Source organism: Hyphomicrobiales bacterium, assembly GCA_017642935.1.
In the GTDB taxonomy this organism is placed as follows: domain Bacteria; phylum Pseudomonadota; class Alphaproteobacteria; order Rhizobiales; family MH13; genus MH13.
The window spans coordinates 549,859-561,881 of sequence record JAEPOK010000002.1 but is presented as its reverse complement, the minus strand read 5'-3'; the positions used below and the strand labels follow the sequence as shown (position 1 = coordinate 561,881).

Genomic DNA, 12,023 nt, shown 5'->3' with positions numbered 1-12,023 from the left:
TATTCGGTCAAGATACAGTATACATCTATCGCCGATATGAAACGACAGTGAGTTCATCAAAACTGCTCGAAAGGGAGTAGTCTATGGCCACGTTTTTTCCTGATGCGAACGATGAAAGCGAGCGTCAAAGCTTGCAACCACCCGACGAAGAGTTGCTGGCAGAGTTCCTCACCGCATCGCGCCCACAAGCAACGACAGAGACCGAAGATGAAGAAGATGTCTTGTTCCTCGATTGCATGGAGTTTTTCCTCGACGATATTCGCACGCGTGGCTTCAGTGGAAATCGATGGCCGTCTGGCATTTTGATTTACGATTTTGCCAATGATGTCAGCGCTGCCAACCAGCAAAACTTCCTAGATGCGGCGGAAGAGTGGACCAAGGTCGCCAACGTGTCGTTTCGCCGGAGAACGAATGAGGTCGGCTATGTTTTGGTTCAAAACGGAGCCGGAAACAGCGCTACTGTTGGATACCGGGGCAAAAAACAGAATCTACGCATCGCCGAATGGCATAAGAAGTTCGTGATCGTCCATGAGATCGGCCATTCCTTCGGGCTGGACCATGAGCATTGCCGCAAAGATCGAGACACCTATGTCGATATCATCGACGGCAATATCGCTCCCGGCTACGAGATAAACTTCAAGATTCGAAACGTCGTGAGCTACTCCGACTATGACTTCAAGTCGCTCATGCACTACGGACCTCGCGATGCCTCCAAGGACGGCATCAGTCCAACCATCGTGGCTCAACCTGCCTATGCAGATCAGGCGCAATACATGGGAAATCGATCTTTCATCAGCGATGACGACGCCGCTGGCATGGCGACCCGATATGGTCCGCCGCAAGCAACGAGTTGACCGACCATAGTTGCGCCATACCTTTATGGGTGCATTGGCACCGCTGCCAATCATGATCAGCAGGGGGCACCGCCCATGCATCCCATGACCAACGCTGCGCTGACCGGCCTGTTCACGCAGTGGAACAAGGGCCGACTGAAACCCCTGCCCTTTGCCCTCTTGTTCACAGTTGCGATGACGGCGACCTATCTCTTCAGCTTCGTCTTTCTTGCCACCATCGGCAGCGCTGCCGCGTTGGAATCAAGCTATGCATCAAGCGCTGGGCGCACCTACGACGCCCTGCCCTGGGACAGCGCTAGCCTTTGGTTATCGGTTACGTTGCTTGGCATGTCGGTAGCGGCATGCGGCAATGTCATGGCCAAGCGCATTCGCGACATGGGCCTGCCTGGGGGATTGGCCACCTGCATGCTGGGGATCATGATGCTGGTGTTCATCGGCGGCGGCTCGACCCTCCAATGGGCGACCAATCTGTTTGTCTTTTCGGTGTTTGTCGCACTGCTCACAATCCCGACCGATAGGCTCGAAGCTGGATCAGGCCTGCCCAAACCACGCGACGGGAACGGTCAACGTTAGCGCTTACGCCACACTTTCGCGCACCCATTTCGCATAGCCTTCGCTTGCCGCGTCGGCCGGCAGAACGAGAAACTCCGGCTCGTCATAGGGGTGGTTGGCGCGGATGAAGGTTTCCAGGTCGCGGGCGCGCAGCATGGTGGTTTTGGCGGTAAGCAGGTGCTCGGCCTCTTCCTCCACTTTGCCCTCCCAGACATAGGTGGATGAGATGCGCACCTGGTGAACGCAGGCTGCTAAGCGTTTTTCGACGATCTCTTTGGCGACCGCACGCGCAAGTTTGGCGTCAGCATAGGTCACCTGCACACAAACCAAGCGGTCTGGTGATTCATCTTGCATCAGTTCCACTGCATTTTCTCCCTTGCCCAAATTCGCTCTTGCCAACGCCTTGATTCGGCATCACCTTCAACCTGTTTTCAACAACCGAAAGGAGGTGACTGATGTCGAGCGATTTTTATGGCCAGGTTAGAACTGGTGGTGAAGCGAGCGGGTCAGAGCAGCCTCTGAGAGCGCGCTAATCCACACCATTGGCGGCGCGCCCGGTTGGGTAGGCCGTCGAAACAGGTTCGATCCTGGACAAAAAACGCGGGGGGCTGACCACATTGGTCAGCCCCTTTCTTGTTGCGCGATTGGACCGCAATCCAAGAGCAAAAAAGCACCTGCGCCGTCGCTGTCATCCCGAAAGCCGGAGGCTATCCGGGATCGATCCCAATCAGAGGGTGTGGCAGATCTCGGCTCGAGGCCGGGATGACAATGATGACAAAGGCTCGCCCGCAGCAGCAGCAGGCGTGAGGACGGCAAAAAGGAAGGGTTGCGCGCTAACCCTGATCCTTCAACAGCGCTTTACGGGCCGCTTCGCGATGCTCGTCGGTGATATGGACGCGCATCAGCGCCAAAACGCCCATGATCACCGCCGCATCATCGGTGAAACCGAGACCCAGGATGAAGTCCGGAATACCGTCCAGCGGCAGCACAAAATAGCCCAGAGCGCCTAGCAGCGTGGCGCGCACCCGTGTCGGCGTTTCCCTGTCCAGAGCGCAGTAATAGGCGGCCACAAGTTCATCCATAAACGGGATGCTGCCAGCGGCCTTGCGCACGGTCACCCAGAAGTCGCGCCGCACCCGCGCCTCGTCCTTGTCGAACCGCGTGCGCTCGTCCTCGCCCAGCACATCGCCATCGATACCGGCGCTGCTCGGGTCATCATTTGCGGTGGTGGAGGCGGTCTCGACGCTCATCAAAAGGTCCTCTTGGATTTTGTGTTGAGGCGATATGTGGGGACGCTTAACCGCATTCGCAACGCTTAGGCGCAAGCATCGAATGCCTTGGCAAGCGCGATATCCTTGTCCGTGATACCGCCCGCATCATGGGTGGTGAGCGTGACATTGACGGTTTTGTAGACATTGGACCATTCAGGATGATGGTCTGCCTTTTCCGCCTCAAGCGCCGCTTTGGTCATGAATCCAAAGGCTTCGACGAAGTTTTTGAACACAAAGCGCTTCTCGATGGCCTCGCGGCCTTCAACCAGGCTCCAGCCCTCCAGGGCGGCAAGGGCGGTGGATCGATCAGCGTCAGACAAGCGGGGCATGGGCACTCCTTCAGGCAACAAGAGGATAGTCTTCTTCCACCACATAGGGCCCACCACCCACCGAGTCTCGCGATGAATAGAGAACGAAGCGATCAACCTCGAAAGAAAGGTTCATGATCCCCCCACGCAGCGACAGCCAATGCGCCACCGCGCCGGGTTGCAAGCCGCGACACCGGGCCAACGTAATGTGAGGGATAAAGCTGCGTCGCTCGGGCTTAAGGCCGAGGCGCTGCATGATGCGCTCCTGCTCGCCTTGCAAATCCGCCAGCTCCTGCGTTGGCGCGATGCGCACGAATACCGAATGCGGTTTGTTGCCACCAAACGAACCCAAGCCATCGAGCGTCAGCGTTATGGGGCCGTGGCGCACGCGATCCAGCGCCGACACGACCTCGCGGGCGATCGCGTGATCGACATCGCCGATGAATCGCAGCGTGATGTGAAAATTGTCCCGGTCGATCCACCGCGCACCATGTAGGCCGCCCTGAAGCAGGGCGAGTTGATCGGCGACCACACGCGGCAACTCCAAACCGGTGAACAAGCGCGGCATCGTCTTTCCCTCAACCTCATCCCATGATGATAGCCCAGCCGACCCAAATCAATGGCTGGTGCTGCCGCGAACCCTGCAGATCCTGTGTGAATCCCATACGACAGCCGGCTTTCGAGGTGGGGATAGCCGCGGCCTGCTGCAAGATCAGTTCGGGACGCTTTGAGGAAACGATTTTTTTGGCTGGGGGCGTTGACTCTGAAAACGTTCTGAGTCGCGCTTTTGGAAGAACAAAGCTGAAACACGGGCCTAACGCGCGCGACAGTTGGCGCTGCAAAAGGTTAACGCCCAACGAGCAACAGTAGCTTCGCCGACAACGCCCCTCGCCCGATTGTACTCGAAGTGGCCTTCTACCCTTACGCGCCGACTCCAGCGAGATGCAAGTGCGTTCCTGTCCCAATATGGGTCAGCAAACCATCGCGACGTCGCCCCGCAATCATAACGGCGATGCAACAATGCCCGAAGAACAGCCAGACGATCTGACCATAGTGTAAACGTCAGCGCACAAACGAGAAGCGGTTCGTTAACCGGCGTTCAATCTTGCTAAGCACCAAGAACAAAAGGAGGAATCATACCGCCAAACGGAATGACGATGAGTCCAAGTATGAATCAAAATGCGAACAAAGCCGCAACCACCTTTGGAGTCGCGATTCGTTCCATCCTCTTGATTCGACTCAGAATCACGCGATTCGCGGCGGGCAAGAACACTCCGCTCTTCGGCTCCTGATCCGCATCGTTCCGCAGCAATTGCCTTCGGCGACCGACATGGATAGGAACGGGCCGTCTTTCATCGACGAGTAACGGGCCCGCGTGCCACCAACCCTCAAACGCCTTTACCGCCGCGCCTTCCCCTCACGGGTTGAAGAGCGCTCGGCCTATTTCAAGCCGCCCCTTATCGGCTGGCGACGGCGTCTGCACGCCTGGTTCGACATGCTGGCGATGGATCATGGCTTCATCCGCTACGTCTACACCAATTTCCACAAGGTCGATGACAAGCTCTACCGCTCATCGCAGCCGCTGCCGCATCAGGTGCGCAAATGGCAGCGCATGGGGGTGAAAACCATCATCAATCTGCGCGGCGGCATGCAATATGGCTCCTACCCACTGGAGGTTGAAGCTGCCGAACAGGCCGGCATCGCCTTTGAGGGCCTGCAATTGCGGTCACGCGCTTTGCCGGATGTTGCCCAGTTGGAAAAGCTTGAAACGCTGCTGAAATCCATCGCCTATCCGGCGGTGATTCACTGCAAAGCGGGCGCGGACCGAGCGAGCCTCGGCAGCGCGCTCTATTTCCTCATCCTGCACAATGATTATGAGCGCGCGCTCAGCCAGATGACGCTGAGATATGGCCATATCAAAGGCTCAAAGACCGGGGTTTTGGACGCCATGGTCGAGACCTATGTGCGCGATGGCGTGCCCCAGGGGCAGACCTTCATGCAATGGGTGCGCGACGGTTACGACCCGCAAGCCATCGCGGCCGCCTTCAAGCCGAAGATGCTGTCATCCTTCTTCGGCGACACGGTCCTGCACCGGGAATGAAAAAGGCGCGGTTGCCCGCGCCCTGTGTCAAAACCAAAAGGCGGTAGGCCCTAGCAGTAGGGCGCGCCACGTCCATAACCCGCCGCATCGGTGATGTTGCCATTATCGGAATCGGTCAGATTGGTGTAGGCCCCGCCACCGCCGCGCGGACAGCTACCTGAGTCCGTCCAGGTGCCATTGTCGACATCGGCTGCTGCAGCTTGGGTTGGCGTTAGAACGGCACCAACGGATCCAGCGGCCATGATCCCCAAAAAGGCCCGCCGTCCGAGATGGCGCTTGGTCGTGATGTCGTCTTCACCCAGAGTTCTGGCTGGTTTTTTGGGCGTATCGTTCATTGGAAATCCTAGTGCGTCTGATAAAGCCAAAGTGTTTTGGCCCATCACAATCTCGCACGCAAGGACATGAATGGGCAACCGGCGGCGTCATACGACGCCACGGTCCATCTCATCGCAAAGTCGTAAAAAAGCTGCTAGGCCAGCGTCTTAACAGTAAGGCGCACCACGGCCACGGCCACCATCGTCGGTGATGTTGCCATTGTCCTGGTCGGTATAGCCGGTATAGGTCCCAGCGCCTGCGGGATCAGCATACGCGCCACCATCAGAATCCGTCAGACCAGCTGGCAGAAGGCGCGGGCAGCTGCCCGAATCGGTCCAGGTGCCATTATCGACATCAGCCGCAGCAACCGTTGTCGGAGCCAATGCCGCTCCGACAGACCCAGCTGCCATGATGCCCATAAAGGTCCGCCGTCCAACGCCACGTTTGGTCGTGATGTCTGATTCGCTCAGCGTTTTTGATCGTTTTTTCGGTGTATCAGCCATCGACTGGATCCCCCAATTGGCGCAGACGCGCATGCCCCCGTGCCGCAGACTAGTCCCGGCAACCTCCAAGCGTCAATGACGTGTTTGCACAGCGTGGCGTTGCATCGGCTCTGCCAAGGCGTTACGCCTGCTGGCCGGACAACAAGAACGATAAAAATCGGGGGATGCGATGCAACACGCAGCGCTGGATTTTGATTGGTCGATCGCGCCAGTCACACGCGAGGCATTTTTCGGCGAAAGCTTTGAGAAAAAACATCTCGTCGTGCATCGCAACACGCCGGACTACTATCGCGACCTGGTCTCCGTGGATGATATCGACCGGGTCGTCACCACGATGGGCCTTAGCGTTCCAGAAGTGAATGTGGTGCGCGCCGACGCCACCATCACGCCCGCAGACTTTGCCTATGAATCAGGTTTCATCGACGCGGTACGTGTCAACCAGCTGTTCGCCGATGGTGCCACGATCATCATGTCGAACCTGCAGGAACGCTTGCCAACGCTAGCCCGCTTCTGCCGGGCGCTGGAGAACGTGTTTTCCTCGCGCATCCAGACCAACATTTATCTGACTCCAGCCCATTCCCAGGGCTTTCGCGCCCACTATGACAATCACGATGTATTGGTTCTGCAGGTGGAAGGCACGAAGGAATGGCGTATCTACGACCATCCGGTCGAGCTGCCGCTGAACACGCAGGCGTTCAACCCCCACGACGTGCCGATCGGTGAGCAGACTGACAGCTTCGTGCTCGAGCCCGGCGACATGTGCTACGTGCCACGCGGCCTGACCCATGACGCCGTGGCGACGGATCAGACCTCGCTGCACATCACCACCGGCCTGATGACCCGCACCTGGGCGGACCTTGTCACCGAGGCGGTTATCGCCGTTGCGCATAAAGACCCAGCGTTTCGCGCCTCGCTGCCACCTGGCCACGCACGCGGGGATTTCGATATGGGCGCGATGGAGGCGACCTTCGCCGATCTGCTCAAGCGCTTGCAAGACAGCGCAAGCTTGCCCGACCTGGTGAGCGATATCCGTTCCGAATTTATCGGCAATCGCGTGCCGCGCGTACCTGGTCAGATGCGCCAGCTTGCCCGTCTGGCCGAACTGTCAGCCGATTCAGAGGTCGGCGCCCAGCCGCAGCTTATCTTCCAGCTTCAGGATCGCACCGATCCGGAAGGCAATCCGGTGGTTCAGGTGAGTTGCCAGGGCGCGGAAATGTTTCTGCCGGCGCACACCAAATCAGCACTTGAAACCTGCCTGACAAACCAGCGGTTCAAAATCCGTGACCTGCCCAGCGATTTGGACGACGATGGCAAGCTGGTGCTGGTCAAACGCCTCATCCGCGAAGGGCTGATGGTCAGCCACGCCTAGCTAGATCCGCCTACTCGGGCATCCCCACAGGGCCATCACCTTCATGGCAAAGGCTGGTCGTCCGTTGCCGTTGTCGCCCATTGCACGGTCTGGTTGACGAATCTCAACGGTTCGCCCGTCTTGCTCACGCACGCTCAGGACCGATGGGTCCGGGGTAAGGCAAATACCCATGGTTCCCATCGAGAAGACTCAGGGAATGTTTTGGGGGCGGAAAACAATGACGAGGGCGAAAAGCGTTGCAGCAAAAGCGTGGGGTTTGGCCGTGGGGCTTGCCTTTGCTCAGTCACCTGCCATGGCCGGAGGTTACGACTCGGGCGAACGCGACTGGGATGCACTGTTCATCACCAGCCAGACTGTTGCCGTGGAAACCCAAGTCCGCCACCTCGTGCCAGATCGCGATCTCAGCAATGTCGCCGCCAGCGATACGGCCATTTCAGGTAACCTTCTTGCGTCAACGACAGGAACCACGACTGCCCCTGAAGCAGAAGCTTTCACTATCTTTCGCGCCAGCGCCATCGGTCGTGCCGGCGAACATCTGCGCTGCATGGCCTCCTTCCGGCAGCCCTGGGAAGGTCATGCGAACTACGGCACGGGCTTCATTGCGTCGGCTGCCGCGATTGACCAGCATTTCTCCTCACAGGACTATGGATTGACTTGCGCAGGCACCCACCACCTGGATACCGGTCAAGTGAGCCTTGTTGGCGGTGTATCGTACCAACATGCGCGCTATGAACTCACCCAATCGGTTTTGAACACCGGCGTCGCGCCACCCTTTCCTGTAATTGGCGTGGCCACAACCGATGTGGACGACTGGAGTTGGGCGTGGCGGGTCGGCCTAGCTTACGAGATCCCCGCCTATGCCTTGCGGGCGAGCCTGATCTACAACTCCCAAGTCGACTTCGACATGAAGGGAACCTTTTCCTCCGTGCCTGGTACCGCCGTCATCCAAGGCTCGATTTCCATGCCGCAATCGCTCGAGTTGGAGGTCCAGTCGGGTGTCGCACCGAGCTGGTTAGCGTTCGGTTCAATCCGCTGGACAGACTGGAGCGTGGCGACCGCGATGCCCCTGGTGAACGCGCAAACCATACCCGGCGCTTTTCTCGGTGTCGGTGGAACGCTGGCACCGGGCACGGCGCAGCTGAGCGGGCTTCAGCTCCAATGGAATGACAGCTGGACGGCAACGGCTGGCGGCGTGCACCAGCTCAACGATCAGCTATCCCTCACCGGGAGTCTTACCTGGGATCAGGGAGCAACCAACGGGTTCACGTCGCAGACCGATACCTGGGTCGGTGCCTTCAATGCTGTCTACAATCCCACCGAACAGGCCCAAATCGTCGTGGGCGGATCGGCTGGCCTCATGACGTCAGGCTCCGTCTCGACGCAAACCCGACACAGCGGCGCGGCCAACCCGTTGGGCTACACCGCGACCTACGGCAATGATTGGGTGTTTGGCCTCAACGCCTCACTGAAGGTGAGCTTTTAGTCCGCGTTACTCGGACATCCCCACCAAGCCATCTCGGCCAACGCTCATGTGCTTTGGTGCGCCGTTCGACACCGAACGCACACGGATCGGGATCGATTTGAACGAGGGCGTGCGGCTCGGCTCATCGCGATGATCGAGCGCAATCAGTGGCTGGGTTTCCGGATAGTACGAAGCGCAGCAACCTTTTGGCAGATCGTATGCGACGATGGTTAGCGCATAGACGCCCCGCGCGTCGTCCATGGCGTTGACCAGGTCCACGCGGTCACCCTCTGAAAAGCCGAGGCGTTTGATGTCGCGATCGTTCATGAAGAGCACATCGCGGCGCCCGAAGATCCCGCGATAGCGATCATCAAGCCCGTAAATCGTGGTATTGTACTGATCGTGGCTGCGCACCGTGGTGAGTTTAAGCACGTCTGGATCATCGAGCACCACATCCTCTTCCAGCCCTGGAAACGGCAAAAACTGCGCCTTGCCCGACGGTGTATTCCAAACCCGTGAAGCGGCAGGGTTGGGCAGCAGAAAGCCGCCGGGATCCTGGATGCGGCGGTTGAAATCCTCAAAGATCGGAAAGACCGCTTCGATCTTTTCGCGGATCAAACTGTAGTCCCCGACCATCGCTTCCCAATCGACATGTGCGTTCCCGACCGTCGCCTTGGCAATGCCGGCAACAATGGCAGGCTCAGAGCGCAGATGCGGCGAGGCCGGGTCTAGAAAACCCTTCGAGGCGTGCACCATCGACATGGAATCTTCCACTGTCACGCTCTGCTCGCCGCTCGCCTGAATGTCTTTTTCGGTCCGCCCAAGACAGGGTAGCAAATAACTCTCGCCGCCGATCAAAAGGTGCGACCTGTTGAGCTTGGTGGTGATGTGCACCGCCAGATCAAGCTTGCGAAACCCCTCGATACAATCTTGCGGGCTGGGCGATGCGATGGCGAGGTTCCCGCCCAGGCAAATAGCCGCCTTGGCCCGGCCATCGACCATCGCCTCAATGCTTTCCACCACCGAATGACCATGCTCGCGCGGCGGCGCGAAACCAAACACCCCCTCCATGCTGTCGAGCAGCGCCTCGGGCGGTTTCTCGTTGATCCCAACCGTTCGGTCGCCCTGCACGTTGGAATGGCCGCGCAGCGGACAGATACCCGCGCCGGGCTTGCCCATATTGCCCTTCAAAAGCAGCAAGTTGGCGATCTGTTGCACATTCTTAGAGCCAGACCGGTGCTGGGTAACACCCATGCCGTAACAGATGATCGTTGCCTTGGCCTTGGCATAAATCGCGGCCACCTCTTCCATCGCCTCGCGGGTGAGACCGGACGCTGTCTCGATCTCCTCCCAACGTGCCGCCTGCGCATCGGCAGCCAGCGCATCAAACCCTTCGGTGTGTTCGGCGATGAAGGCGTGGTCCAGTGCATCCGCACCGGCCTCATCCAAAGCAATCAATGCCTTGATGATGCCTTTGATGGCCGCCGCATCGCCGCCGATCTTCACCTGATAAAAGGTCTGCGCCAGATCGGTGGACTGACCCGTCGCCATCTCACTGATGTGCTGCGGCGATTGGAATTTTTCCAAACCCCGCTCCTTCATTGGGTTAAACACCAGGATCGTCGCGCCACGCTTCACCGCGTCGCGCAGCGTGCCCAACATCCGCGGGTGATTGGTGCCCGGATTATGGCCTATGGAAAGAATGAGATCGGTGTGCTCAAAATCGTCCAGGCTCACCGTGCCTTTGCCGACGCCGATGGAATGCGGCAGGCCAACCGAGGTCGGCTCATGGCAGAGGTTGGAGCAATCGGGGAAATTATTCGTCCCGAAGAGCCGCACGAAGAGTTGGTAGAGAAACGCCGCCTCGTTCGATGTGCGGCCCGAGGCATAGAATTCGGCCATGTTGGGATCGGGGAGCGCCTTTAGCCCCTCACCAATGGCATCAAACGCTACCTCCCAGGCCACCGGCACGTAGCGGTCGCTGGACTGATCAAAGCGCATCGGATGGGTGACCCGGCCTTGCGCTTCCAACCAATGATCGGATTTCGTCCAAAGCTCCGACACGGTGTGCGCGGCGAAGAACTCCGGGTCCACGCGCTTGGCTGTTGCTTCCCAAACGACCGCCTTGGCACCGTTCTCGCAGAACTCAAAGCTGGAGGTGTGCTTGGGGTCCGGCCACGCGCAGCCAGGACAATCGAACCCGTCCGGCTGATTGGTCTTCAAGAGCGTAGCCGCGCCTTCGGCGATCCGCTGCTCCTTGCGCAGCGATTTGGCCACTGAGCGCAGTGCCCCCCAACCGCCAGCGGGCGCATCATACGGCCGGACACCATCCGGTGGCCCACCGTCCGGTTTATCCTCGCTCATACGGCAATCTCCTGCGGGCTCGGATGGGTGTGCGTGAACTGCACCATGCCATCCTGTTTGGCGAGCGCGATCACAGTGAGGCCTGCCTCTTCGGCCACCCGCAGCGCCAGAGCGGTCGGCGAGGCCATCGCCACGAGCGTGGAGATTCCGCCGCGTACGGCCTTTTGCACCATTTCATAGGAACAGCGACTGGTGAGCAGGCAAAACCCGTTGGCCAGATCGGGTGTTTTCGGCAGACGCATAAGCGCGCCGATCAGCTTATCAAGCGCGTTATGCCGCCCGACATCTTCGCGCAGCACCGCGATGGCACCATCCCTTGTGCAATAAGCCGCAGCATGGGCACCCCTGGCAGTGTCCGCCTGCTGCAGAACCCCCAGCGCTTTGCCGATGGCATCGAGAGAAGGAACTGCGCCCGCCGGCGCCAACGGCAAGACGCGCCGCGCCTCGTCCAGCGTGCGCACGCCGCAAATCCCACAGCCAGATCGCCCCGGAACCGAACGCTGGCCTTTTTGCTGTTCACTGCGCAAAAACGCGGCGTAATCCGTACCGTGGAGCGTCACATGCGCGACCAGGCCGCCCTCTTCCTCGCTCACCGTCAAGCCTTTGATAGCATTGGCATCTTCGATAATCGCTTCGGTCAGTGAGAACCCGAGCACGAAGTCGTTCAGACCGTCTGGCGAAACCATCATGGTGGCGTAGGCAGTGCCGTTGTAGCGCAGCTCAAGCGGCAGTTCTTCGGGCACATCAAGGACCACGCGCTGATGTCCATCAGCTGTGCCCCGCCATGCCTCAACCTTGCCGCTAACCGCCATATCTACTCCCTTGCCAAGCCGCAAAATAAGTTGCGTCGGATGCCTCGTCCCAAACTGCGCCATCAGCCTCCAGCTGTCCATGACCGCGAGCAAGCCGGTTGACGAGAGTGCA

General features: G+C 59.1%; 13 protein-coding genes. 5 read left to right on the top strand and 8 right to left on the bottom strand.

The window, feature by feature from the left end; translation table 11 throughout:
• The first annotated feature begins 83 nt into the window (after positions 1–83).
• Positions 84–854, top strand: coding sequence for a hypothetical protein (locus JJ917_12050; GenBank protein ID MBO6699556.1), 771 nt, complete (start codon positions 84–86; stop codon positions 852–854).
• Between the two features lie 75 nt (positions 855–929).
• A complete protein-coding gene (locus tag JJ917_12045) occupies positions 930–1,427 on the top strand; it encodes a hypothetical protein (GenBank protein MBO6699555.1) in 498 nt (165 codons plus the stop codon).
• Between the two features lie 3 nt (positions 1,428–1,430).
• Here the strand turns inward: JJ917_12045 and JJ917_12040 are convergent, their stop codons facing one another.
• The 4 genes from JJ917_12040 to thpR form a co-directional block, all read right to left on the bottom strand.
• Positions 1,431–1,769, bottom strand: coding sequence for a divalent-cation tolerance protein CutA (locus JJ917_12040; protein ID MBO6699554.1), 339 nt, complete (start codon positions 1,767–1,769; stop codon positions 1,431–1,433).
• Between the two features lie 470 nt (positions 1,770–2,239).
• On the bottom strand, positions 2,240–2,656 hold the full coding sequence (locus JJ917_12035) for a DUF1232 domain-containing protein (protein MBO6699553.1): 417 nt from the start codon (positions 2,654–2,656) through the stop codon (positions 2,240–2,242).
• Between the two features lie 65 nt (positions 2,657–2,721).
• Positions 2,722–3,006, bottom strand: a complete 285-nt coding sequence (locus JJ917_12030; protein ID MBO6699552.1) for a 4a-hydroxytetrahydrobiopterin dehydratase — start codon at positions 3,004–3,006, stop codon at positions 2,722–2,724.
• A 10-nt stretch (positions 3,007–3,016) separates the two neighbouring features.
• Positions 3,017–3,553 (bottom strand): RNA 2',3'-cyclic phosphodiesterase, encoded by a 537-nt coding sequence (gene thpR, locus JJ917_12025; GenBank protein MBO6699551.1) that lies wholly within the window; start codon positions 3,551–3,553, stop codon positions 3,017–3,019.
• Positions 3,554–4,360: 807 nt separating this feature from the next.
• Between thpR and JJ917_12020 the strand changes: the two genes are divergently transcribed.
• A complete protein-coding gene (locus JJ917_12020) occupies positions 4,361–5,086 on the top strand; it encodes a tyrosine-protein phosphatase (protein MBO6699550.1) in 726 nt (241 codons plus the stop codon).
• 50 nt (positions 5,087–5,136) lie between these two features.
• Here the strand turns inward: JJ917_12020 and JJ917_12015 are convergent, their stop codons facing one another.
• Positions 5,137–5,421, bottom strand: coding sequence for a hypothetical protein (locus JJ917_12015; GenBank protein MBO6699549.1), 285 nt, complete (start codon positions 5,419–5,421; stop codon positions 5,137–5,139).
• 147 nt (positions 5,422–5,568) lie between these two features.
• A complete protein-coding gene (locus JJ917_12010) occupies positions 5,569–5,904 on the bottom strand; it encodes a hypothetical protein (protein ID MBO6699548.1) in 336 nt (111 codons plus the stop codon).
• Between the two features lie 169 nt (positions 5,905–6,073).
• Between JJ917_12010 and JJ917_12005 the strand changes: the two genes are divergently transcribed.
• Positions 6,074–7,273 carry a hypothetical protein gene (locus JJ917_12005; protein MBO6699547.1) on the top strand — a complete coding sequence of 400 codons (1,200 nt, stop codon included), beginning with the start codon at positions 6,074–6,076 and terminating at the stop codon, positions 7,271–7,273.
• A gap of 256 nt (positions 7,274–7,529) precedes the next feature.
• On the top strand, positions 7,530–8,756 hold the full coding sequence (locus JJ917_12000) for an outer membrane protein transport protein (GenBank protein MBO6699546.1): 1,227 nt from the start codon (positions 7,530–7,532) through the stop codon (positions 8,754–8,756).
• A gap of 6 nt (positions 8,757–8,762) precedes the next feature.
• Here JJ917_12000 and JJ917_11995 read toward each other — a convergent pair whose 3' ends face one another.
• Together JJ917_11995 and fdhD are read right to left on the bottom strand one after the other, a co-directional pair.
• Positions 8,763–11,099, bottom strand: a complete 2,337-nt coding sequence (locus JJ917_11995; GenBank protein ID MBO6699545.1) for an FdhF/YdeP family oxidoreductase — start codon at positions 11,097–11,099, stop codon at positions 8,763–8,765.
• Entirely contained in the window at positions 11,096–11,911 is an 816-nt protein-coding gene (fdhD, locus tag JJ917_11990; GenBank protein MBO6699544.1) for a formate dehydrogenase accessory sulfurtransferase FdhD, read from the bottom strand. Before fdhD ends, JJ917_11995 begins: the two co-directional genes overlap by 4 nt.
• Positions 11,912–12,023: the final 112 nt, after the last annotated feature.